Origin of the sequence: Citrobacter amalonaticus, from assembly GCF_018323885.1 — a bacterium.
Classification (GTDB): domain Bacteria; phylum Pseudomonadota; class Gammaproteobacteria; order Enterobacterales; family Enterobacteriaceae; genus Citrobacter_A; species Citrobacter_A amalonaticus.
Map to the genome: position 1 here is coordinate 406,813 of NZ_AP024585.1, position 23,790 is coordinate 430,602.

A 23,790-nucleotide genomic window follows, 5' to 3' on the forward strand; every position below is an offset into this window, starting at 1 on the left:
CCAGACGCATTGATATACCCGTGAGAGCGACGGGTGATAAGGAGATCATCAGCAATGGCTTTCAGATTCTGGCAAGTCGGCCTGCACATTCAGCCACACGAAGCCCTGGCGGTTGCCGTCGTTCGCGGCGCGTCAGGTTGGTATCTACAGCGCTGGTGGCGTCTGCCGCTGGCGCAACACACAATCAGCGACGGACATTTCCACGACGCCGAACAACTTGTGGCGGTGTTACAACCGTGGAGTCGCGAGCTGCCGCAACGCCACCATATACACCTCTCTTTTCCTGCGAGTCGGACGCGGCAAAAGCGCTTTCCCCGCCCTTCAATGTCGCTTCGCGAGCGTGAACAAACGGCCTGGTTGACCGGTTCGATGGCGCGTGAACTGGATATGGAGTCGGCAGCTCTGCGCTTTGACTATAGCGAAGATGCGCTCGCCCCGGCCTATACGGTTACCGCCGCGCAGGACAAAGAGATTTCGGCTCTGTTAACGCTGGCGAAAACACTCGGTGTAAACGTCACGGCGATCACCCCAGATGCCTGCGCATTGCAGCGTCTGCTGCCTTTTCTTTCCCCGGAACAAACCTGCCTGGTGTGGCGCGATGACACGCAGTGGCTGTGGGCGACGCGCAACGCATGGGGGCGTAAATCGCGGGCAGAGATAGCTCATCTTCACGACCTGGCTGCCGGACTCTCCCTCAGAAGCGAAGAGGTGGCGCTCTGCGCAGACGAGGGGTTTGACCCCTGGCGGGCGGTTTCAATTCGTCAGCCTCCCGTACCCAGGGAAGGTCATGCATTCGCCGTTGCGCTAGGACTGGCGCTGGGAGAAATGCGTTGATGCATCCTCCCGTCAATTTTTTGCCCTGGCGGCAACAGCGGCGTAATGCCTGTCTGCGTATGTGGGGTGGGCTATTCGGCGCATCAGCGGCGATCGTGCTGGCACTAACGCTGATCGGATATCTCGCCCGCGCCACGAGCGGGCAGGCAAATGGGGTGTTGTTGCAGGCGGAGCAACAACTTGCCACGGCGCTTACGACAGTGAAACCCCGGCTTGAGGCGCGCCAGCGTCAGGCGCAGCAGGTCATTCAACGAGACAGATTGCGCGAGCAGACCCGCCGCTGGCAGCCCGCGCTGGAAAGTCTTGCGTTGAGTGTGCCGGCACAGGCCTGGCTAACCAGTATGGACTACCAGCAGAGCTCACTGGAACTCAGTGGAAAAGCGCTCACCTTTTCTGCGCTCAGCGCACTGGAGGCCGCCCTGCGCGACTCGCCGATGTTTGAGATAAACCATACCGGCGCCACCCTGCAGGATGCGCAGGGATACTGGCAGTTCCAGTACCGTGTGATATGGAGAGAAGCGCATGATCGCCCTCTTTGACGCCTGGTGCGCTTTTTCGCCGCGTACCCGCATTGTCTGCTGGGTAAGTTGGGTGGCTGCGTTAAGTACGATCGCGTTGTCTTTTCTGTTCTTCCCGGGAATGCGTGATGAGGGTGCGCTTAGCCAGCAACGGGTGGCCAACCGCCAGCTCAGTTCAACGTTGTATCACCTCTCTGGCGCGCAGGCAGAGGCACAGCTTTCATCGGCATCGCAAACGCCGGTGTTTTCACCGCTCACGCTTCAGGTGCCGAATATGCAGCTACTGTACTGGCGTCCATCGGCGCAGGGCGGAGAACTTGCGGTGAAGGCGCCTTGGGAGGCGATGGTGTCATTGTTCGGATACCTGGCGGCGCGAGGCATGTCCGTGAGTGCATTTTCGCTGAAAGCAGAAAACGACGAGCGAGTGTTGACGCTCAGGCTGGAGTCTCTCCATGAAGGGTAAGAACGCGGTGTTGGTGGCTCTTTCATTGTTGATGCTGACCGGCATGCGCGATCCGTTCCGCCAGCCTGAAGATCATTGCCATGGTGCCGAGCTGGCGCAATGGCAATACCAGGGGATGGTGAGCAGGGGAGAGCGAAATATTGGACTGCTTCAGGACGGGCAGCATCACTGGCGGCGTGTCGAGCAACATGAGGTTCTGGATAATGGCTGGACTATCGTGCAACTCACGGCACAGACGCTGACAGTGAGCACAGGTAAAGAGTGTGACCCGCCCCAGTGGCAGTGGCAACGACAAGGAGAGGGTAATGAAGCAATGGATACTGGTGGTGTTGATCGCCATCCTGCAGCCGGTTCAGGCCGGAAAAAACCAGAACGTGACGCTGGTGGTGGATGACGTGCCCGTCACGCAGGTTCTTCAGGCACTGGCTGAACAGGAGCGAAAAAACCTCGTGATATCGCCGGATGTCAGCGGCGTGGTGTCGTTGCATCTGACGGATGTCCCGTGGAAACAGGCGCTCCAGACGGTAGTGAAAAGCGCTGGACTGGTGTTACGTCAGGAAGGGGCGATTTTACATGTGCATTCCGAGAGCTGGCAGAGCGAAGAGGCGGCGCGACAGGAGGCGGAGGTCGCAAGACGCCAGGCGAACTTACCGCTGGAGAATCGGCATATTGCCCTGCATTACGCCGATGCCACTGAACTGGCGAAAGCGGGGGATAAACTGCTGAGTGCCAAAGGTAGCCTCACGGTAGATAAGCGTACCAATCGACTGCTGGTCAGGGATAACTCGCCGACGCTGGCGCTGGTGGAACAGTGGGTGGCACAAATGGATCTCCCGATAGAACAGGTCGAACTGGCGGCGCATATCGTCACCATTAATGAAAAAAGTCTGCGTGAACTGGGGGTGAAATGGACACTGGCAGAGGCCGAGAAGGCCGGTGCGGTGGGGCAAGTGACAACGATAGCCAGCGATCTCTCGGTCGCGAATGCGACCACCCGCGTCGGGTTCAATATTGGTCGTATTAATGGGCGGTTGCTGGATCTGGAGCTGTCTGCACTGGAGCAACAGCAGCAGCTCGATATTATCGCCAGTCCGCGACTGCTGGCTTCTCACCTACAGCCTGCCAGCATCAAGCAAGGGAGCGAGATCCCCTATCAGGTTTCCAGCGGCGAAAGCGGTGCGACGTCGGTTGAATTTAAAGAGGCCGTGCTAGGGATGGAAGTCACCCCAACGGTTTTACCGAAGGGGCGGATCCGCCTGAAGCTACGCATCAGCCAGAACATGCCGGGGCAGATGCTACAACAAGCGGATGGCGAGGTACTGGCCATCGATAAGCAGGAAATTGAAACGCAGGTCGAGGTGAAAAGTGGAGAGACGCTGGCGCTGGGCGGCATTTTTTCAAACAAGAATAAAACCGGGAAGGACAGTATTCCGCTGTTAGGTGATATTCCCTGGTTTGGACAACTCTTTCGTCACGATGGGAAAGAAAACGAACGTCGTGAGCTGGTGGTATTTATTACGCCCAGATTGGTCTCGACAGAATGATTTATGCATGAAACACCGTTGTTTTTGCACTTAACTCGTTTCAGGGATTTGACGTGCGCAGCTATTTAGCATACAAGGAGTACCGATTTGAGAGTCGGTACTTCTCATCGCCGTCCGGCAATGCCGACTCGGGTTGTCTACAATCTGGTTTGATGATTTATTCAGTTGCCAAACCTGCTTGAGTATTGAGATAATTTTCAGTCTGACTCTCGCAATATCTTATGAGGTTTCAGTTCATGTCCTGCTGCGCTCAGTGTCTGCGACGCGGGTTTATCATTAACGAATAGTCTTAGTAGTACCGAAAAAATGGCAGAGAAACGCAATATCTTTCTGGTTGGGCCTATGGGTGCCGGAAAAAGCACTATTGGGCGCCAGTTAGCTCAACAACTCAATATGGAATTTTACGATTCTGATCAAGAGATTGAGAAACGAACCGGAGCTGATGTGGGCTGGGTCTTCGACGTAGAAGGTGAAGACGGCTTCCGCGATCGTGAAGAGAAAGTCATCAACGAATTGACGGAAAAACAGGGTATTGTGCTGGCTACCGGTGGTGGCTCTGTAAAATCGCGTGAAACCCGTAATCGTCTTTCCGCGCGTGGCGTCGTGGTCTATCTCGAAACGACCATCGAAAAACAACTTGCGCGTACGCAGCGCGATAAAAAACGTCCGCTGTTGCAGGTAGAAGCGCCGCCTCGTGAAGTTCTGGAAGCGTTGGCCGACGAACGCAATCCGCTGTATGAAGAGATTGCCGACGTAACCATTCGTACCGATGATCAGAGCGCCAAAGTCGTTGCAAACCAGATTATTCATATGCTGGAAAGCAACTGATTCTGGCTTAATACACACTCGGTAAGCGGGTATAAGTCATTAAGGTGGATGTCGCGTCATGGAGAGGATTACCGTCACTCTCGGGGAACGTAGTTACCCTATCACCATCGCGGCTGGTTTGTTTAACGAACCAGCTTCATTCTTACCGCTGAAATCGGGCGATCAGGTTATGTTGGTCACCAACGAAACCCTGGCTCCCCTTTATCTTGATAAGATTCGCAGCGTACTTGAACAAGCGGGTGTGAACGTTGATAGCGTCATCCTGCCTGACGGCGAGCAGTACAAAAGCCTGACGGTGCTGGATACGGTATTCACCGCCTTGCTGCAAAAACCGCATGGTCGTGATACGACGCTGGTCGCACTGGGCGGCGGCGTCATTGGCGACCTGACCGGTTTTGCCGCTGCCAGCTATCAGCGCGGTGTACGCTTCATCCAGGTCCCGACGACACTTTTGTCGCAGGTTGACTCCTCCGTTGGCGGTAAAACCGCCGTAAACCATCCCCTCGGCAAAAACATGATCGGCGCGTTTTACCAGCCGGCCTCCGTGGTGGTGGATCTCGACTGTCTGAAAACGCTCCCTGCCCGTGAACTGGCATCCGGTCTGGCGGAAGTGATCAAGTACGGCATTATCCTGGATGGCGAATTCTTTAGCTGGCTGGAGGAGAATCTGGATGCGCTACTGCGTCTGGACGGACCGGCAATGGCCTGGTGTATTCGTCGTTGTTGTGAGCTGAAAGCCGAAGTTGTTGCCGCAGACGAGCGCGAAACCGGCTTACGTGCTTTACTGAATCTGGGGCACACATACGGTCATGCCATTGAAGCTGAAATGGGTTATGGCAATTGGTTACATGGTGAAGCGGTCGCAGCAGGTATGGTAATGGCTGCGCGGACGTCGGAACGTCTGGGGCAGTTTGCGCCAGAAGATACGCAGCGCATCATCACGTTACTTAAACGTGCCGGCTTGCCGGTCCACGGACCGCGCGAGATGTCCGCGCAGGCTTACCTGCCGCACATGTTGCGTGATAAAAAAGTGTTGGCGGGAGAAATGCGCTTAGTCCTTCCGCTGGCGATAGGGAAAAGTGAAGTACGCGGCGGCGTGTCGCACGAGGTGGTTCTTAACGCTATTGCTGATTGCCAGCAGGCGTAACAACAAGAAAGGCGGACTGATACGGCTCACGTATCGGCCATTTAGATTCAGGTTAGTTGCAACGTCGTAAGCATTAGCCTTTGAGTGGGGTGTTAAATGGATGAATTCAAACCAGAAGACGAGCTGAAACCCGATCCCAGCGATCGTCGTACTGGTCGTTCTCGTCAATCTTCAGAACGCGGAGAACCGCAGATCAACTTTGATGATGTTGATCTGGACGCTGACGATCGCCGTCCTGCACGCGGGCGTAAAGAACGCCTTGATGAGCAAGAGAGGGAAGAGGATTACGAATCCGATGATGAAGAGTTCGTGGATGAAGAACGCGTCGAGCGTCGTCCGCGTAAGCGTAAAAAAGCCGCCGGTAAACCCGCTTCTCGTCAGTACATGATGATGGGCGTGGGCGTGCTGGTCCTGCTGCTGCTGATCATCGGTATTGGCTCCGCGCTGAAAGCGCCTTCCACCCCGTCTTCAAGTGAACAAACGGCGTCTGGCGAGAAGAATATCGATCTCACCGGCAATGCCGCTGACCAGGCAAACGGCGCCCAACCCGCTCCGGGAAGCACTTCCGCTGAACAGACTGCGGGTAACACTCAGCAGGATGTTTCTTTGCCACCAATCTCCTCCACGCCAACGCAGGGTCAAACGCCTGTGACCACAGAAGGTCAACAGCGTGTAGAAGTGCAGGGCGATCTGAATAATGCACTGACGCAACCGCAGGGTCAGGAACAGCTAAATAATGTGGCGGTAAACTCTACGCTGCCAACAGAACCGGCGACCGTTGCGCCCGTGCGTAATGGTACTGCGTCAAGCCAGACGGCGACGGCACCCGCCGCCAGCGCCCAGCGACCTGAACGTAAACAGGCTGTGATCGAGCCGAAGAAACCGCAGACCACCGCGAAAACGACGTCCGCAGCACCGAAACCGGCGGCTCAGCCTAAACGGACTGAACCCGCAGCGCCTACGGCCACGACGACGCCAAAAGCGACGGTCAGCACCGCACCGGCACAGACAGCAGCGCCCGCGCAAACGCCAGCACCTGCTCAGACCGCGCCAGCGGCAACGGCAGGTAGCGCATCTGGCGCTAAAAGCGCCGGTAACGTCGGATCGCTGAAGTCCGCACCGTCCAGTCATTACACCCTGCAGCTCAGCAGCTCTTCAAACTACGACAACCTGAATGGTTGGGCGAAGAAAGAGAATCTGAAAAACTATGTGGTGTATCAGACGACGCGTAACGGCCAACCGTGGTATGTTCTGGTGTCTGGCGTGTATGCCTCGAAAGAAGATGCGAAACGCGCGGTTTCCACGCTGCCAGCCGATGTGCAGGCAAAAAATCCGTGGGCCAAACCGTTGCATCAGGTACAGGCCGATCTGAAATAATGTTAAAGCGCAGGATGCTGTCGGAGCTTTCTCCACAGCCGGAGAAGGTGTAATTAGTTAGTCAGCATGAAAAAAAATCGCGCTTTTCTGAAGTGGGCAGGGGGTAAATATCCCCTGCTTGACGACATCAAACGGCATTTACCGCAGGGCGAATGCCTGGTCGAACCCTTTGTGGGTGCAGGGTCGGTGTTTCTTAACACCGACTTTTCTCGTTATATTCTTGCCGATATCAATAGCGACCTCATCAGTCTCTATAAGATCGTGAAGACCCGTACCGACGAGTACGTGAAGGCTTCCCGTGAACTGTTTAACCCGGAAACCAATCAGGCTGAGCTCTACTATCAGTTCCGTGAAGAGTTCAACGCCAGCCAGGATCCTTTCCGTCGTGCGGTTCTGTTCCTGTATCTGAACCGATATGGTTACAACGGCCTGTGCCGGTATAATCTGCGCGGTGAGTTTAACGTGCCGTTTGGACGTTACAAAAAGCCTTACTTCCCGGAAGCTGAGTTGTATCACTTTGCGGAAAAAGCGCAGAATGCGGAATTCCACTGCCTCTCATATGATGAGTGTATGGAGCAAGCGGATGCGAACTCGGTTGTCTATTGCGATCCGCCCTACGCCCCGCTGTCAGCAACGGCGAATTTCACCGCGTATCATACCAATAGCTTCAGCCCGAAAGAGCAGGCCCATCTGGCTAAAATGGCCGAAAAGCTGGTCAGTAAGCAGATCCCGGTGTTAATTTCGAACCATGACACGCCGGATACCCGCGAATGGTATAAAGCGGCGGAACATTTTCAGGTCAAAGTGCGGCGCAGTATAAGCAGCAACGGCGGCACACGTAAAAAGGTGGACGAACTGCTGGCTCTGTACAAACCAGGAGTCGTTTCACCCGCGAATAAATAATTCTCAAGGAGAAGCGGATGAAACAGTATTTGATTGCCCCCTCAATCCTGTCGGCTGATTTTGCTCGCCTGGGTGAGGACACCGCGAAAGCTCTGGCTGCCGGTGGTGACGTCGTGCATTTTGACGTCATGGACAACCACTATGTACCGAATCTGACCATGGGTCCGATGGTACTGAAATCCCTGCGTAAATATGGCATTACGGCTCCCATCGATGTGCATCTGATGGTGAAACCTGTCGATCGAATCATCCCGGATTTCGCAGCCGCGGGCGCCAGCATCATTACCTTTCATCCGGAAGCCTCCGAACACGTTGACCGATCGCTGCAACTGATTAAAGAGCACGGCTGTAAAGCCGGGCTGGTCTTCAATCCGGCGACACCATTAAGCTATCTGGACTATGTAATGGACAAGCTGGATGTGATCCTGTTGATGTCCGTTAACCCAGGCTTTGGCGGTCAATCCTTCATTCCGCAAACGCTGGACAAACTGCGAGAAGTCCGTCGTCGCATTGACGAGTCGGGTTACGACATTCGCCTCGAAGTGGATGGCGGCGTGAAGGTGAGTAACATAGCTGAAATCGCCGCCGCAGGAGCCGATATGTTTGTCGCCGGTTCCGCCGTCTTCGATCAGCCAGACTACAAAAAAGTCATTGATGACATGCGCAGCGAACTGGCGAAGGTAAGTCATGGATAAATTGCAGGATATTCGGGGCGTTGCCTTTGACCTCGACGGAACGCTGGTGGACAGCGCGCCGGGATTGAGCGCCGCAGTGGACATGGCGCTGTATGCGCTGGAGCTGCCGGTTGCCGGTGAAGAGCGCGTCATTACCTGGATTGGTAATGGTGCTGATGTATTGATGGAGCGGGCGTTAACCTGGTCTCGTCAGGAGCGCGCCACACTGCGTAAGACGATGGGCAAGCCGCCGGTCGATGAAGATATTCCCGCCGAGGAGCAGGTCCGTATTCTGCGTAAGCTATTTGACCGCTACTACGGAGATGTCGCAGAAGAAGGGACGTTTCTGTTCCCTGATGTCGCCGACACGCTGGGCGCACTGCACGCCAAAGGACTGCCGCTCGGTCTGGTGACCAACAAGCCGACGCCGTTTGTTGCGCCATTGCTCGACGCGCTGGATATCAGTAAATATTTCAGCGTCGTTATTGGCGGTGACGACGTCCAGAACAAAAAACCACATCCGGATCCGCTGCTGCTGGTGGCAAGTAAGCTCGGCATTGCGCCAGAGCAATTGCTCTTCGTGGGGGATTCGCGTAATGATATTCAGGCGGCAAAAGCCGCTGGCTGCCCGTCCGTTGGCCTCACCTATGGTTACAACTATGGTGAACCCATCGCGCTGAGCCAGCCAGACGTCATGTATGACCGCATTAATGAACTACTGCCCGCTCTCGGGCTTCCGCATAGCGAAAATCAGGAATCGAAAAATGACTAAGCCCATCGTTTTTAGTGGCGCACAGCCCTCAGGTGAATTGACCATTGGTAACTACATGGGTGCACTGCGTCAGTGGGTGAACATGCAGGATGATTACCATTGCATCTATTGTATCGTTGACCAGCATGCTATCACCGTTCGTCAGGATGCCCAGCAACTGCGTAAAGCGACGCTGGATACGCTGGCGCTCTACCTCGCGTGTGGTATCGATCCTGAGAAAAGCACCATTTTCGTTCAGTCTCATGTGCCTGAACATGCGCAACTGAGCTGGGCGCTGAACTGCTACACCTACTTTGGCGAACTGAGCCGTATGACCCAGTTCAAAGATAAGTCAGCGCGCTACGCTGAGAACATCAACGCTGGTCTGTTTGACTACCCGGTACTGATGGCAGCAGATATCCTGCTGTATCAGACCAACCTGGTGCCGGTGGGCGAAGACCAGAAACAGCACCTGGAACTGAGCCGCGATATCGCTCAGCGTTTCAACGCGCTGTATGGCGACATCTTCAAAGTTCCTGAGCCGTTTATTCCTAAATCAGGCGCCCGCGTGATGTCTCTGTTGGAGCCGACGAAAAAGATGTCCAAGTCGGACGACAACCGCAACAACGTGATTGGCCTGCTGGAAGATCCGAAATCCGTGGTCAAGAAGATTAAACGCGCGGTAACGGATTCCGAAGAGCCGCCGGTGGTGCGCTACGATGTGCAGAACAAGGCGGGCGTATCTAACCTGCTGGATATTCTCTCCGCCGTGACCGGACAGAGTATTCCGGAACTGGAAAAACAGTTTGAAGGCAAGATGTATGGTCACCTGAAAGGCGAAGTCGCCGATGCGGTATCCGGCATGCTGACCGAGTTGCAGGAGCGTTATTATCGTTACCGTAACGACGAAGCCTTCCTGCAACAGGTGATGAAAGACGGCGCGGAAAAAGCGGGCGCGCGTGCATCAGCTACGCTGAAAGCGGTTTATGAAGCGATTGGTTTTGTTGCCAGGCCGTAACGGGTACGCGAAATGAAAAAACCGGGAGATTCCCGGTTTTTTTGTATCGGCGCAATGATCAGCGAGATTATTCTGCGGTCGGGCCGCAGCCGCCAATCATCTTAGAAATAGAAATGGCAGGGTGCAGAAGATAGTCATAAGAGCAGGTCTTATTACGGTTTTCGATGTGACCTGTACAAGCTGTCAGGGTTGCCAGTGCCGCACCTAAGAGTGCCATTTTGATAAATGTGTTCATTTACATTCCCTATGTAAAAAATATAATTTTTAACCATCAATTGAATTAGTGAATCTTCATTCGCTAACCGGGGTCGACGATAACGTAATCTATTTTTCGCGTCAGTAAGGGAATAGGCATGCGGGAGAGGTGGAAGGGGTAATCATTTTAAAATTAATGAGTTAATATAATGTCCGGATCTGGAACTTGTATTTTAGGGCCAAAAAAATAAGGCCAGACGATGCTGACCTTACCGACAATTAAGGCTTAGTGATTAGAGAACCAGTTTAGTTTTTCACGTAATCCCACCACGCGCCCCACAATGATTAGCGCCGGGCTTGCAACCTGTGTTGCCAGTTCGCCGAGATTATTCAGTTCACCTTTGACTACCCGCTGTTTCACCGAGGTGCCGTTTTCAACCAGTGCGACCGGCATATCGGCCTGCATGCCAAATTCGATCAGTTTTTGCTGGATAGTGGCCGCCTGATTTAGCCCCATGTAAAACACCAACGTCTGTTTTTCTGCCGCCAGGTTTTCCCAGTCCAGTTCGCCGCCGGTCTTCAGGTGCCCGGTAACCAGACGTACGCTCTGGGCGTAGTCACGGTGTGTCAGCGGAATGCCGGAGTAGGCGGAACAGCCGGATGCCGCGGTTATTCCCGGCACCACGGAAAACGGAATACCGGCATGGCACAGTGTTTCCAGCTCCTCACCACCACGACCAAAGATAAACGGGTCACCGCCTTTCAGACGGACGACACGTTTGCCCTGTTGCGCTTCACGCAGCAGGATTTGGTTAATTTCCTCCTGCGGCACGCAGTGATAACCCGCGCGTTTACCGACAAACACACGGTCGGCGTCGCGACGCACCAGGTTCATGATGTCGTCAGACACCAGACGGTCATAGACCACCACATCGGCCTGCTGGATCTGCTGCAACCCTTTTAGCGTCAGAAGTCCGGCATCGCCAGGGCCTGCACCCACCAGCACCACTTCACCGCGATGATCCAACGGCTCGCTGAGCATCTGCTCGGTGGTTTCTTCTACCGCTTTATGGTCGGCATTCGCCAGCGACTGTGCCAGCCTGTCGTTAACAAACAGCTTTTCCCAGAAGCGGCGACGTTCACCCATCGTGGCAAACTGTTTTTTCACCCGGGAACGAAGTTGCCCGGCATAATGTGCAACCTGACCCAAATGTTGAGGTAAAACGGATTCCAGTTTTTCACGCAGCAGACGGGCCAGCACCGGTGAGGTGCCGCCGGAAGAGACCGCCACCATTAGCGGTGAACGGTCGATAATCGATGGCATGATGAAACTGGCGGCTTTCGGCGCATCCACGACGTTACAGAAGATACGGCGGGATTCTGCAGCATCGCTCACGCGCTGATTCACCGCATCATCATCGGTCGCGGCAATCGCCAGCCAGCACGGGTCGAGAAGGGCTTCATCAAACGGTCCTTCCACCAGCGTCAACATGTTTTCATTTGCCCATACGGTGAACTGCGGAATAAACGCCAGCGCATTAACCGTTAAACGAGCGCCTGCTTCCAGCAGTAACCGTGCTTTGCGTTCTGCGACATCACCACCGCCGACAATCAGACAGTCGCGGTCGCGTAGTTGACAAAATATAGGCAAATGATCCACGACATTACCCCTTAATTATTGGCTGTAGCCTCAGTTTGGTTGATTTTTGCCGGAGCAGGTCGCTCCGATTTTGGCGTAGCATACCAATAACCTAACCCCATGAACACGACACCGGACAAAGTATTGCCGAGTGTTACCCACAGCAGGTTATGACCAATCCCCGCCAGGGTATAGGCTTCGCTGTGGTGTCCGAACCAGGAGAGGGCGAACAGCGTCATGTTGGCAACTGAGTGTTCATAGCCGGACGCGATAAACGCCAGCAGACACCACCAGATAGCGATAAATTTCGCAGCGCCTTCAGTACGGATCGCCATCCAGATTGCCAGACAAACCAGCCAGTTACACAGCGCGCCTTTGAAGAACAGTACCGTTGCCGGCGCCGTGGTTTTCGCCAGCGCGACCGAGTGTACGATGCTGGTATCGACCGGTAGCAGGCTACCGCCACCCCAACTGTACAGCAGTGCGACGAACACGGAACCCACCAGGTTACCCAACCAGGTCTGCGGCAAAATCGCCCACATCTGTCCCTGGCTGATGGTGCCCGCTTTGACGCCAAGCGTCAGGAACATCGTGTGACCGGTAAACAGTTCGGAACCAGCAATAATGACCAGCGTTAAGGCAATCCCAAAGGTCGCGCCCATCACCAGCGGACGCACGGACGGATCGAGTAAGTTACCGAGAGTGAAAATCAGGATGATACCGAGGCCAACGTAAGCCCCTGCCATCGCAGAACTGACCCAGAAGCCGAGCGGGTTATTTGCCGACAGGCGTGCGATGCGCGCAGCGTTAGCCGCACATTTGTTAATTGTATCTGTGAACATGACTTTGATTACCCATAAAAAATGAAATAAATACGTAACCGTAGGCCGGATAGGCCTTTATGCCGCCTTCAGACCTACGAAAAAAACAGGACTGCCAATACGTTAAAAAGGGAGGCGTTGCGCCTCCCTAAAATTCATTAACTGCGCAACTGCACAATGCCGTCTTTTACCCGCGCGTCGTAGTGCGCCACGGAATGACATTCATCCTCCATGCACAGGCCGTCGCTCAGGCGAAAGCGCTGTTTTTTCAACGGGCTGGCGACCCACAATTCGCCCTGATGTTCCGCAATCAATCCGCGAGACAGCACGCTGGATTCAAAGAACGGGTCGATGTTGCTGATCGCAAACACCTGGTCGTTGTGATACGGACGAAAAATAGCGACCTGTTCCTCACCTAACAACGCGCAGACGCCGGTTGCGGGCAGGATGTCATCAATGTGGCAGATGTTTGTCCACTGGCTCATGCGTTTTCCTCCACCAGAGTGACCGGGATGCGTTCATACGGCGTGGCCGGACGATGCTGTTCACGTTCAGGCACTACCTGGACGTTCGGATCGCGTTTATCGCTGTTGATAAAGTGTCTGAAACGCGTCTGGGCAGATGGCGTGTTGACGGTTTCCGTCCACTCGCAGACTACGGCTTCGCGCAGACGGGCCATCTCTTCTTCCAGATGTTCGTTCAGACCTAGTTTGTCGTCGATGATGACGGAACGCAGATACTCAATGCCGCCTTCCAGGTTGTCTAACCACGGGGCGGTACGGGTCAGTTTGTCCGCCGTACGGATGTAGAACATCATGAAACGGTCGAGATATTTGAGCAGCGTTTCACGATCGATATCCGCTGCCAGCAGATCCGCATGACGCGGTTTCATCCCGCCATTACCGCAGACGTACAGGTTCCAGCCTTTCTCGGTAGCGATGATACCGACGTCTTTGCCCTGGGCTTCGGCACATTCACGGGTACAGCCGGAAACGCCGAACTTCATCTTGTGCGGGGTGCGAATGCCTTTGTAGCGGTTTTCCAGCTCAACGCCGAAGCCCACGCTGTCACCCACGCCATAACGGCACCAGGTGCTGCCCACACAGGTTTTCGCCATGCGCAGCGCTTTGGCGTAGGCATGGCCGGTTTCGAAGCCAGCTTCAATCAGTTGGCGCCAGATTTCCGGCAGGTCGTCTTTTTGCGCGCCGAACAGGCCGATACGCTGAGAACCGGTGATTTTGGTGTACAGATTAAATTCACGGGCGATACGACCTACGGCAACCAGACCTTCCGGCGTGATTTCACCGCCGGCAGAGCGTGGGATCACAGAGTAGGTCCCGTCTTTCTGGATGTTCGCCAGGAAGTTGTCGTTAGTATCCTGCAGCGGGGTGTGCTGCGGTTTCAGAATGTACTCATTCCAGCAGGAAGCCAGCAAAGAGCCCACGGTCGGTTTACACACTTCGCAGCCATAACCTTTACCGTGTTTTGCCAGCAGCTCCTCGAAGGTTTTGATGCCTTCCACTCGAATCAGGTGGAACAGTTCCTGGCGCGAGTAAGCAAAGTGCTCGCACAGGTTGTTGTTCACTTCGATACCCTGTTTCGCCAGTTCGGCGTTCAGCACCTGGGTAACCAGTGGGATACAGCCGCCGCAGCCGGTACCGGCTTTGGTTTCGGCTTTCAGCGCGGCAACGGTGTGGCAGCCTTTGTTAATGGCGGCGACCAGCATCCCTTTGGTGACGTCGAAACAGGAGCAAATCTGCGCGCTGTCCGGCAGTTTATCCACGCCAATAGACGGTTTACCACTGCCGGCATGGGCCGGCAGGATCAGCGAGTCCGGGTTTTCCGGCAGTTCGATGGCATTCAGTACCAGTTGCAGCAGGTTGCCGTAATCGCTGGTATCTCCCACCAGCACAGCGCCGAGCAGGGTTTTGTTATCCTGGCTTACGATAAGGCGTTTGTAGACTTCTTTGCTTTCGTCGAGGTAAACGTAACTACGGGCACCCGGCGTGCGGCCATGTGCGTCGCCAATACCGCCAACGTCAACGCCCAGCAGTTTCAGCTTGGCGCTTAAATCTGCGCCTTCGAAGGCGTTTTCGTTATTGAGAATATGGTCAACGGCGACCTGCGCCATTTTGTAGCCCGGCGCGACCAGACCGTATACCCGGTTGTTCCAACTGGCACATTCACCGATGGCGTAGATATCCGGGTCGGACGTCTGGCAGGCATCGTTGATCACGATCCCGCCGCGTGGCGCAACCTCCAGACCACACTGGGTCGCCAGTTTGTCGCGTGGGCGAATACCGGTCGAGAAGACGATGAAGTCCACTTCCAGCTCGCTACCGTCGGCAAAACGCATCGTTTTACGGGCTTCAGTGCCTTGCTGGACGATCTCCTGGGTGTTTTTGCTGGTGTGCACGCGCACGCCCATGCTTTCAATCTTGCGACGCAACTGTTCGCCGCCCATAGGGTCAAGCTGCTCAGCCATCAGCATCGGGGCGAATTCAATCACGTGAGTTTCCACGCCGAGGTTTTTCAGCGCGCCTGCCGCTTCCAGACCTAACAGACCGCCGCCGACGACCGCACCACGCTTGCTGCGACGAGCACAGGATTCAATCGCGTTGAGGTCTTCAATGGTGCGATAAACGAAGCAGTCCTGGGTTTCGGAACCTTTAATCGGCGGGATCCACGGATAAGAACCGGTCGCCATAATCAGCTTGTCGTAGTAAACCGTACGGCCCGCACTGGAGTGAATCACTTTTTCCTGGCGGTTGATGGTAATCGCACGTTCGCCGACCAGCACGTTAACGCCGTGCTTCTCGTAAAATCCTTCGCGAACCAGAGACAGTTCTTCGGCGGTGTGGTGTGAGAAGTAGGATGACAGGTGCACACGGTCGTATGCCTTGCGGGGTTCTTCGCAGAAAACAGTAATATCAAAATTGGCAGCGTCGGATTTATCAAGAAGGTCCTCAATAAAGCGATGGCCGACCATACCATTACCGATAATAGCGAGTCTGACTTTGCTCATTTTTGCCTCGATTTCTTTTCTATTACTGCCTACCTTAACGATTCAGCACCCCCACTTATTGATGCAAATCAAATTCACCTTTATATACCTCTTAAGGAGTATATTGCTGATTTGACAGCATTTTCTTAAGTTGTGGAAATATCAGACTTTTCGCGATTGTACAAATAACGTACAAAATGAGGGGTTTTTAGCAGAAGAGGGCTACCACTAAAGATTGGCTGCCTTACATCCTTCGAGGAAGGGAAGAGAAACGAGAAAAGGCCGGATGTCGGTAGCGTTTTATCCGGCCTATAAAGAGGATCGCCATCCGGCAAATCACGTTACTGTGCTGTCGGGGCCTCATGCTGACGATGACGGGTCACAAAACCGAGGATAAAGCACATCACGAAGACGATAGCGTACAGGCCATTCGCGGTGAGCAAGGCCGCCTGAGGACCGCTGTGCGCCACGATAGGACCGGTGACGACAAACGTCAGCATGGTGCCGATGGTGCCGCAGGTCAGGACGAAGTTAACCAGTTTTGGCGAGGCTACGCGGGTTTGCTGCGAACCCAGGGTGATGATAGTGGTATAGATGGCGCTGGAGAAAAAGCCGAGAGCCAGAATAAACCACGGCATATGTTCAGGCGTCCCGGTGATGAACAGGTACATCAGCACGGTGGCCAGTGCCGCCAGTACAGTCAGAATGCGCTGCAAATCAAAGAAACGCAGAATGAAGCTGAATGCCCACATCCCAAACATGTATGACATCCAGAAGTTGCTGACCAGCGTACCGGCATCGTTCAGGCTCATCCCCAACCCTTTCGCGTACTCGGGTACCCAGGAGATAAAGCCCAACTGACCGAGGATGTAACACAGCGCAGCGACAGACAGAAACAGGACGCCAATGCCCCATTTCTCTTTCACGATGGGTGTATCGCTTTGCGGCGCGTGTTTGCCCAGCGGCGGGAATTCACAACCAAAGGTCAGAAGAAAAATAGCGACATAGACCAGACCGATGCAGGCGTACACCCAGTACCATTCGATGCTGCGCGCCAACAGGAACGCGGCGACCATCGGGAAAACCATCCCAGCCATGCTGAAGAAGGAGTCGGTAAACAACAGACGGGAGCCGCGCTGACGGCCTTCATACATCTGCGTAATCAGGAACGTACCAATGGACATGGTGATCCCGCTGACCAACCCCAGCACAAACATTGCGGCAGAGAATAAAGCCAGACTGTGGCTGAACATCAGACCGGCAACGGCCAGTACCATCAGGATAAAGCCAAAGCGCAGTTGCGTTTTCAGCGGAACAATTTCCATCAGCCAGGCATTAAGGAAAATGGAGATCAAGATACCGGCGTTCAGGAAGGTGAAAGTGTTACTCATACTGGAAACTGGCAGCTGGAAATACTCTGCGATGTTTCCCATCACCATCCCGGTGACAATAACCAACGCACCGGTGAGGGCGTAGGAGAGAAAGCTAATCCATGTGAGCTTGATACGATTGCTGTTAGTCATGACTGGCCTGTAAATGGAAGTAAAGCGCATTGACGGCGCCGGGAACGGGCGGATTTTAGGCTTTTTGGTGATGCATTTAAACTTTTATCGGAAATTACAGGATCTGTTACATTTTTAAAGGTGATGTAAGTCACAATAATTAATGCTTTGATGAAGTTACATATGTTTCAGGTACGTAAAATTAGGTAAAGGGATGGCCTTGTCCCTGAAGGCTCTTTAGAATCAAACCACTGGCTTTTGTTACCGCTCTCCTAAAGGAAATCTCATGCTCAAATCGACCCTGGCGGCTGTTGCAGCTGTTTTCGCCCTTTCTGCTCTCTCTCCCGCAGCGCTGGCAGCAAAAGGGGATCCGCACGTTTTGCTGACGACCTCTGCAGGTAATATTGAACTGGAACTGAATAGCCAGAAAGCGCCTGTTTCAGTGCAAAACTTTGTCGATTATGTGAACAATGGTTTCTATAACAACACCACGTTTCACCGTGTAATTCCCGGCTTTATGGTCCAGGGCGGTGGCTTCACCGAGCAGATGCAGCAGAAGAAACCTAATCCCCCAATTAAAAACGAAGCCGATAATGGCTTGCGTAACACGCGCGGCACCATCGCGATGGCGCGTACTGCTGATAAAGACAGCGCGACCAGCCAGTTCTTTATCAACGTGGCCGATAATGCCTTCCTCGATCACGGCCAGCGTGATTTCGGCTATGCCGTATTTGGTAAAGTTGTGAAAGGGATGGAGGTGGCCGATAAGATTTCCCAGGTGCCGACCCATGATGTCGGCCCTTACCAGAATGTGCCGTCAAAACCAGTGGTTATCCTCTCCGCCAAAGTTCTGCCGTAATCCTTTCCCGCGCGGGCATTGCAGGCCCGCGTTGCTTTATCTTCCCTGCGTAACCGCGTTTTGCTGCTTATACTTGTGGCAAACACGGATCAATCAGGGAGGCGTAAAGTGATAAAACTCACCGACAGGCAAAAATCCCGGCTCTGGGAACAGCAGCGCAACGTGAATTTCCAGGCCAGCCGCCGTCTTGAGGGCGTCGAAAGTCCGTTAGTCACGCTTAATGCCGCAGAGGCGCTGGCGCGTCTGGAAGAACTCCGGAGGCACTATGAGCGATAAAATCGGCGACGACCGCGATCCGTATCTTTACCCCGGACTGAATGTGATGCGTAACCGTCTGGGGATCCACCAGGTTGCACGTCTGGAACAGGCCGCTTATGAACTGACTGCGCTACGAGCGGCGACTATCGAACTGGGCCCGGCGAAGCGCGGCTTGCCTCATCTGTGCGCGATTCATCGGCAGCTATACCAGGACGTCTTTGACTGGGCGGGTCATCTGCGTGAAGTGGATATCTATCAGGGTGATACCCGTTTCTGCCATTTCGCGTACATCGAAAAAGAGGGAAATGCCCTGATGCAGGATCTGGAAGAAGAGGGCTACCTGATGGGGCTGCCAAAAGAGAAGTTCGTCAGTCGCCTTGCACATTATTACTGTGAGATCAACGTGCTACATCCGTTTCGTCTTGGCAGCGGCATGGCGCAGCGGATTTTCTTCGAACAGCTGGCTATTCATGCGGGGTATCTTCTTCACTGGGCAGATGTGCCGGTGGCGGAGTGGCGTCGGGCGAATCAGGAAGGGGCGATGGGCGACCTTAGCGCATTGCAGGCGATATTTCGTAAAGGGGTAAGCGAAGCCGAGGAAACTGAGTAGAATAGCGCGGTTTTCCTCGACCGGAGCCGCCATGATCCTGCTTATCGATAACTACGATTCTTTCACCTGGAACCTCTACCAGTATTTTTGTGAGCTGGGCGCTGACGTGCAGGTTAAGCGCAATGATGAATTGACGCTGTCGCAGATCGATGCGCTACAGCCGCAAAAAATCGTCATTTCGCCCGGTCCTTGCACCCCGGATGATGCCGGAATTTCGCTGGAGGTGATTCGCCACTATGCCGGACGTTTGCCGATACTGGGCGTCTGCCTGGGGCATCAGGCGATGGCGCAGGCTTTTGGCGCAACGATCGTACGCGCCGAAAAAGTGATGCACGGAAAAACGTCGCCCATCCACCATACGGGACAGGGCGTGTTTCAGGGGTTAACTAACCCGCTTACCGTCACCCGCTATCACTCGCTCATCATCGACCCCACCACCCTGCCAGACTGCTTTGAGGTGACCGCCTGGAGCGAAACACAGGAAATTATGGGGATTCGCCATACGATGTGGGATCTGGAAGGGGTGCAGTTCCACCCGGAGAGTATTCTCAGCGAGCAGGGACATCAATTGCTGGAAAATTTCCTCAATCGGTGATTTGTGATTGCTATCCTGTGATTTTTTATGCATATTTTGTGATTATATTTTCACATTCATTTTTGCATAACTGGATGGGCATGAGATGGCAACTGAACAAACGGCAGTAACCCGGGCAACTTTCGATGAAGTCATTCTGCCGATTTATGCACCGGCGGAATTTATTCCGGTAAAAGGCAAAGGCAGCCGGATCTGGGATCAGCAGGGCAAAGACTATGTTGATTTCGCGGGCGGAATTGCGGTGACCGCGCTGGGGCATTGCCATCCTGTACTGGTCGATGCGTTAAAAGCGCAGGGCGAAACGCTCTGGCATACCAGTAACGTCTTCACCAACGAACCCGCGCTGCGTCTGGGACGAAAAATAATCGATGCCACCTTTGCTGAGCGCGTGCTGTTTATGAACTCGGGAACAGAAGCCAACGAAACGGCGTTCAAGCTGGCGCGTCATTACGCCTGCGTGCGCCATAGCCCGTTCAAAACCAAAATCATTGCCTTTCATAACGCGTTCCACGGTCGCTCGTTGTTTACCGTCACGGTGGGGGGGCAGCCGAAGTATTCCGATGGCTTTGGGCCGAAACCGGCGGATATCATCCATGTACCGTTTAACGATCTCCATGCGGTGAAAGCGGTGATGGATGACCATACCTGCGCGGTGGTGGTTGAGCCGGTACAGGGAGAAGGTGGCGTTCTGGCCGCGACGCCGGAGTTCCTGCAAGGGCTGCGCGAGCTCTGCGACGAGCACCAGGCATTGCTGGTGTTTGATGAAGTACAAAGCGGCATGGGGCGTACCGGCGATCTGTTTGCCTATATGCACTATGGCGTGACGCCGGATATCCTCACCAGCGCGAAAGCGCTGGGCGGTGGCTTCCCGGTGAGCGCGGTATTGACGACGCAGGAAATCGCCTCGGCGTTTCATGTCGGCTCTCATGGTTCGACCTACGGCGGTAACCCGCTGGCCTGCGCGGTGGCGGAAGCCGCGTTCGACATCATCAACACGCCAGAGGTTCTGGGAGGCGTGAGTGCAAAACGCCAGAGATTCGTTCAACATCTGCAGCAGATTGATGAGCAGTACCACGTGTTCAGCGATATTCGCGGTATGGGGCTGCTGATTGGGGCCGAGCTGAAATCACAATACAAAGGGCGTGCGCGTGATTTCCTCTATGCGGCAGCCGACGCGGGTGTGATGGTGTTGAATGCCGGTCCTGATGTGATGCGCTTTGCCCCATCGCTGGTGGTGGAAGAGGCGGATATCGACGAAGGGATGCAGCGTTTTGCACAGGCTGTCGCGAAGGTTATCGGTTAACGGTGTGCCTGACGGCGCGGCGTTTATCAGGCCTGGTGCTGATAACGCGCGTATCCGGCAATCCGTGTTAACCCCGCATATCCCGTAACCGGCGGCTGAGCCAGATCCCATGGTGCGGCCGCTGACGCCATGCGACAGACGAGATAGTATGCATCGTGTTCAGGTGTCCCAGTACGCGTTGCAGATGCTGTTCCAGCGTGCTTAAGGGGCCGTGGGTGAGCGCTTCAGGCGCTTCCAGAATATTCACATCCCCCGAACTGCCCGGCCCGTCGTACTCCAGCCGCTGCTGACAGCGTTGGATGGCAATTTCGCACGATTGCAGATATCGCTGCGCCAGTTCCGGCGTCAGCATCGTATGCTCACGCGCCAGCGTGGTCATGGCATTGATATGTTCGACGATAAACTGACTGTGCGTCACCCACAGCTTCATGTCCGCCAGATAGTGCGTGTTAAAGCCTGGCTCCTGCATCGCCTGATTCAGTGAGTTAAACAGCGTGTTGTGCGCCTGATTGACGCGCATACGCTGATAAGCCAGCGGTGTGGCCTGCGGATCGTCACTCAGAATCAGACGAATAGCTTCCTGATCGGCCTCCAGCGCATCATGGGCGTTTTTACGCAACAGTCCGCTCTGCCATTGTGGCCATAACCAAACGGTGCCGCCAAACGCAATCAGGCAGCCTATCACCGTGTCGACAAATCGCGGAATGATGAACTGTTCGCCGTCCAGCGTCAGGAGTTGCAGGGTGTACACCGCCGTGACGGTAAATCCCACGGTCGCCCAGCCGTAGTTTTTGCGGATGGTCAGATAGCTGACCAGGGTGATCACCAGCATCAGCGCCAGCGTATATCCTTCAGGAATATGAAAGTGCAGTGTTACGCCTGCGATAATCAGCCCCACCAGCGTTCCCGCCGAACGGTGCAGAATACGCACGCGGGTGGCGCCGTAACCGTTTTGCGTCACAAACAGCACCGTCATCAGGATCCAGTAAGGCTTCGGCAGATGCAGCGCGGTTCCCATCAGACTGGCGATGCTGAGCATGACGCTGATCCGCCCGGCGCTGCGGAGTGCCGGAGATTTCAGCGAGAGGTAGTTTTTCAACGCCGGCAGCAGCGGTAGCCGACGCTGCTTATCGGCCATCAGATCGCGGGCGTACAATGGTCGCTGGGTGCGCAGTACGCGGGCGATACGGCTGAAGTGCCAGTAACAGAACTGCCCGACGGGGTTATCCGGATGCTGATGAGCAATTTTTTCCAGCGCGCCAATCTGCTTTTGCATGGTGAACCGCGTCGGCAGCCGGTGATATAGAATGTCATCCGCCAGTACGCGCAGGCGAGCGGCGACCGTTTGCGCCGTCCAGCGTATCACCTGCTCCGCGTGACTGCGCTCGACCAGCTTTTGCACCTCTTCCGGTTGATGCAAACTGACGGAGATATGTTCCTGCAGATCCAGCGCTTCCTGAAAGGCGCGCAGCATCCGCTTATAGTCATTATTGTGATGCGCCGACAGCATGTGCATCTGCTGATAGCACTGGGTGATGAGGTCGACGGCCTTCTGCTGGCGCACCAGAAGCGGCGGCAGGGCTTTTTCCGGGTCGGTATGCTGGGTCAGCATGCTGTATTTCGCTTCGCAGTAATCCGCCAGTTCCCGGTACAGCAGGCTCAGCGACTCGCGCAGCGGCTGTTCGCGCCAGAGCCAGAACCAGAACCAGTTAAACAAGCCATACCACAGCGTGCCCAGCGCGTAGATCAGCAGCGGTTCCCAGACCGGCATATTTCCTGCCAGGCTCAGTGTGAAAATCGCCGCGATCAGCGAGGCCGGAAGCAAACGCGCGTGAAGGGAGCTTAATTCAGCGGTGACGCCGAGCGTGAGCGTCAGGCCGGTCAGGATCAGGGGTAACGGCACCGCCTGCGCCAGCAGCAGCTGCATGATTAGGCTACAGCCGGCAAACAGCGACGCACCGATGATCAGACGTTTGAAAAAGCGTTTGTGCGGAGTATCAAGCCCGGCAATGTTGCAGCAGGCGGGAACGAGAGAGAAGAGCAGGCCCAGATGTAACTGCCCGATGATCAGGCCGACGGCCACGGGCAAACAGAGCACCAGCGTTTGACGTAGTGCATAATTGATTTCTGGGTGATAAATCAGTCTGCGCCACATTGGCAAAACAAAAATGACGCGCTAGCGGGTAGCGCGTCATTTCCGATGAGATTAACGAGTGCCGTAAACGACGATCGTTTTACCGTGAGCGGAGATCAGGTTCTGATCTTCCAGCATCTTCAGAATACGACCAACGGTTTCGCGAGAGCAGCCAACGATCTGGCCAATCTCCTGGCGAGTGATTTTGATCTGCATGCCGTCCGGGTGAGTCATCGCATCAGGTTGTTTCGCCAGATTCAGCAGAGTCTGGGCGATACGACCGGTCACGTCGAGGAAGGCCAGGTTACCGACTTTCTCTGAAGTGACTTGCAGACGGCGAGCCATTTGGGAAGAGAGGCGCATCAGAATATCCGGGTTTACCTGGATCAACTGACGGAATTTCTTGTAAGAAATTTCAGCCACTTCACACGCTGTTTTCGCCCGAACCCATGCGCTACGTTCCTGGCCTTCTTCAAACAGGCCCAGTTCGCCAATAAAATCACCCTGATTCAGATAAGAAAGGATCATTTCTTTCCCTTCCTCATCCTTAATCAACACTGCCACTGAGCCCTTAACGATGTAGTACAACGTTTCTGCTTTTTCACCCTGGTGAATCAGCGTGCTCTTGGACGGGTACTTATGAATGTGGCAATGAGACAAGAACCATTCAAGTGTCGGGTCTGTTTGCGGTTTGCCAAGCACCATGCGCGATTATCCTCTGTTATAAGCTGTCTCCAGAGCCAAAAAATGCCGCTGTCTCTGGGGTTGCAAAAATGTGCTTCCCGCGTCCTGGGAAGAGGCTGTCAAAAACTC

25 protein-coding genes are annotated in these 23,790 nt (G+C 54.6%); 17 read left to right on the forward strand and 8 right to left on the reverse strand.

The genetic code is table 11. From position 1 onward, the window contains the following. Positions 1 to 54 precede the first annotated feature (54 nt). The 12 genes from KI228_RS01885 (at position 55) to trpS (ending at position 10,057) form a co-directional block, all read left to right on the forward strand. On the forward strand, positions 55 to 834 hold the full coding sequence (locus KI228_RS01885; RefSeq protein ID WP_044263801.1) for a type II secretion system protein GspL: 780 nt from the start codon (positions 55 to 57) through the stop codon (positions 832 to 834). Then, positions 834 to 1,373 (forward strand): PilN domain-containing protein, encoded by a 540-nt coding sequence (locus KI228_RS01890; protein ID WP_042998416.1) that lies wholly within the window; start codon positions 834 to 836, stop codon positions 1,371 to 1,373. The genes KI228_RS01885 and KI228_RS01890 overlap by 1 nt, the downstream gene beginning before the upstream one ends. Beyond that, positions 1,357 to 1,815 carry a HofO family protein gene (locus KI228_RS01895; protein ID WP_044263800.1) on the forward strand — a complete coding sequence of 153 codons (459 nt, stop codon included), beginning with the start codon at positions 1,357 to 1,359 and terminating at the stop codon, positions 1,813 to 1,815. The genes KI228_RS01890 and KI228_RS01895 overlap by 17 nt, the downstream gene beginning before the upstream one ends. Beyond that, on the forward strand, positions 1,805 to 2,209 hold the full coding sequence (locus KI228_RS01900; RefSeq protein WP_044253488.1) for a HofP DNA utilization family protein: 405 nt from the start codon (positions 1,805 to 1,807) through the stop codon (positions 2,207 to 2,209). The genes KI228_RS01895 and KI228_RS01900 overlap by 11 nt, the downstream gene beginning before the upstream one ends. Beyond that, positions 2,121 to 3,359 (forward strand): DNA uptake porin HofQ, encoded by a 1,239-nt coding sequence (gene hofQ / locus KI228_RS01905; RefSeq protein WP_042998413.1) that lies wholly within the window; start codon positions 2,121 to 2,123, stop codon positions 3,357 to 3,359. The genes KI228_RS01900 and hofQ overlap by 89 nt, the downstream gene beginning before the upstream one ends. Before the next feature lie 306 nt (positions 3,360 to 3,665). Then, positions 3,666 to 4,187, forward strand: coding sequence for a shikimate kinase AroK (aroK, locus tag KI228_RS01910; protein WP_042322869.1), 522 nt, complete (start codon positions 3,666 to 3,668; stop codon positions 4,185 to 4,187). Positions 4,188 to 4,245: 58 nt separating this feature from the next. Continuing rightward, on the forward strand, positions 4,246 to 5,334 hold the full coding sequence (aroB, locus tag KI228_RS01915) for a 3-dehydroquinate synthase (protein ID WP_042998412.1): 1,089 nt from the start codon (positions 4,246 to 4,248) through the stop codon (positions 5,332 to 5,334). Between the two features lie 96 nt (positions 5,335 to 5,430). After that, positions 5,431 to 6,711, forward strand: coding sequence for a cell division protein DamX (damX, locus tag KI228_RS01920; RefSeq protein WP_042998411.1), 1,281 nt, complete (start codon positions 5,431 to 5,433; stop codon positions 6,709 to 6,711). 66 nt (positions 6,712 to 6,777) lie between these two features. Then, a complete protein-coding gene (dam, locus tag KI228_RS01925; RefSeq protein WP_042998410.1) occupies positions 6,778 to 7,614 on the forward strand; it encodes an adenine-specific DNA-methyltransferase in 837 nt (278 codons plus the stop codon). Between the two features lie 17 nt (positions 7,615 to 7,631). Then, the gene (gene rpe / locus KI228_RS01930) at positions 7,632 to 8,309 is read left to right on the forward strand and encodes a ribulose-phosphate 3-epimerase (RefSeq protein WP_042998409.1); all 678 of its coding nucleotides are present in this window, start codon (positions 7,632 to 7,634) and stop codon (positions 8,307 to 8,309) included. Then, positions 8,302 to 9,060: a phosphoglycolate phosphatase gene (gph, locus tag KI228_RS01935; protein ID WP_042998408.1), complete on the forward strand. Its 759-nt coding sequence runs from the start codon at positions 8,302 to 8,304 to the stop codon at positions 9,058 to 9,060. Before rpe ends, gph begins: the two co-directional genes overlap by 8 nt. After that, a complete protein-coding gene (gene trpS, locus KI228_RS01940) occupies positions 9,053 to 10,057 on the forward strand; it encodes a tryptophan--tRNA ligase (protein WP_042998407.1) in 1,005 nt (334 codons plus the stop codon). Before gph ends, trpS begins: the two co-directional genes overlap by 8 nt. Positions 10,058 to 10,124: 67 nt before the next feature. On the opposite strand, the gene KI228_RS01945 is transcribed toward trpS, so the two are convergent. The 6 genes from KI228_RS01945 to tsgA all read right to left on the reverse strand — a co-directional run bounded on the left by KI228_RS01945 (position 10,125) and on the right by tsgA (position 17,239). Continuing rightward, positions 10,125 to 10,292 carry a DUF4223 family protein gene (locus KI228_RS01945; RefSeq protein ID WP_042998406.1) on the reverse strand — a complete coding sequence of 56 codons (168 nt, stop codon included), beginning with the start codon at positions 10,290 to 10,292 and terminating at the stop codon, positions 10,125 to 10,127. Positions 10,293 to 10,538: 246 nt separating this feature from the next. Continuing rightward, positions 10,539 to 11,912: a siroheme synthase CysG gene (cysG, locus tag KI228_RS01950; RefSeq protein ID WP_042998405.1), complete on the reverse strand. Its 1,374-nt coding sequence runs from the start codon at positions 11,910 to 11,912 to the stop codon at positions 10,539 to 10,541. An 11-nt stretch (positions 11,913 to 11,923) separates the two neighbouring features. Continuing rightward, positions 11,924 to 12,733 carry a nitrite transporter NirC gene (gene nirC, locus KI228_RS01955; protein ID WP_042998404.1) on the reverse strand — a complete coding sequence of 270 codons (810 nt, stop codon included), beginning with the start codon at positions 12,731 to 12,733 and terminating at the stop codon, positions 11,924 to 11,926. A gap of 137 nt (positions 12,734 to 12,870) precedes the next feature. After that, complete coding sequence (gene nirD / locus KI228_RS01960) at positions 12,871 to 13,197, reverse strand: nitrite reductase small subunit NirD (protein WP_061069307.1); 327 nt, start codon at positions 13,195 to 13,197, stop codon at positions 12,871 to 12,873. Beyond that, entirely contained in the window at positions 13,194 to 15,737 is a 2,544-nt protein-coding gene (gene nirB, locus KI228_RS01965) for an NADPH-nitrite reductase large subunit (RefSeq protein WP_042998402.1), read from the reverse strand. Before nirB ends, nirD begins: the two co-directional genes overlap by 4 nt. 320 nt (positions 15,738 to 16,057) lie before the next feature. Further along, complete coding sequence (gene tsgA / locus KI228_RS01970; RefSeq protein ID WP_044253471.1) at positions 16,058 to 17,239, reverse strand: MFS transporter TsgA; 1,182 nt, start codon at positions 17,237 to 17,239, stop codon at positions 16,058 to 16,060. 265 nt (positions 17,240 to 17,504) lie between these two features. On the opposite strand from tsgA, the gene ppiA reads away from it, so the two are divergent. The 5 genes from ppiA to argD all read left to right on the forward strand — a co-directional run bounded on the left by ppiA (position 17,505) and on the right by argD (position 20,843). Next, a complete protein-coding gene (gene ppiA / locus KI228_RS01975; RefSeq protein ID WP_042998400.1) occupies positions 17,505 to 18,077 on the forward strand; it encodes a peptidylprolyl isomerase A in 573 nt (190 codons plus the stop codon). 108 nt (positions 18,078 to 18,185) lie between these two features. Beyond that, positions 18,186 to 18,353: a YhfG family protein gene (locus KI228_RS01980; RefSeq protein WP_061069306.1), complete on the forward strand. Its 168-nt coding sequence runs from the start codon at positions 18,186 to 18,188 to the stop codon at positions 18,351 to 18,353. Next, positions 18,343 to 18,945 carry a putative adenosine monophosphate-protein transferase Fic gene (locus tag KI228_RS01985; protein ID WP_042998398.1) on the forward strand — a complete coding sequence of 201 codons (603 nt, stop codon included), beginning with the start codon at positions 18,343 to 18,345 and terminating at the stop codon, positions 18,943 to 18,945. The genes KI228_RS01980 and KI228_RS01985 overlap by 11 nt, the downstream gene beginning before the upstream one ends. A gap of 31 nt (positions 18,946 to 18,976) precedes the next feature. Continuing rightward, positions 18,977 to 19,540, forward strand: a complete 564-nt coding sequence (gene pabA / locus KI228_RS01990; RefSeq protein ID WP_042998397.1) for an aminodeoxychorismate synthase component 2 — start codon at positions 18,977 to 18,979, stop codon at positions 19,538 to 19,540. A gap of 85 nt (positions 19,541 to 19,625) precedes the next feature. Further along, complete coding sequence (gene argD / locus KI228_RS01995; RefSeq protein ID WP_044253462.1) at positions 19,626 to 20,843, forward strand: bifunctional acetylornithine/succinyldiaminopimelate transaminase; 1,218 nt, start codon at positions 19,626 to 19,628, stop codon at positions 20,841 to 20,843. 67 nt (positions 20,844 to 20,910) lie between these two features. Here argD and KI228_RS02000 read toward each other — a convergent pair whose 3' ends face one another. Both KI228_RS02000 and crp read right to left on the reverse strand, forming a co-directional pair. Beyond that, the gene (locus tag KI228_RS02000) at positions 20,911 to 22,998 is read right to left on the reverse strand and encodes a YccS/YhfK family putative transporter (protein ID WP_044253459.1); all 2,088 of its coding nucleotides are present in this window, start codon (positions 22,996 to 22,998) and stop codon (positions 20,911 to 20,913) included. Positions 22,999 to 23,049: 51 nt separating this feature from the next. Further along, a complete protein-coding gene (gene crp / locus KI228_RS02005; protein WP_000242758.1) occupies positions 23,050 to 23,682 on the reverse strand; it encodes a cAMP-activated global transcriptional regulator CRP in 633 nt (210 codons plus the stop codon). Positions 23,683 to 23,790 lie beyond the last annotated feature (108 nt).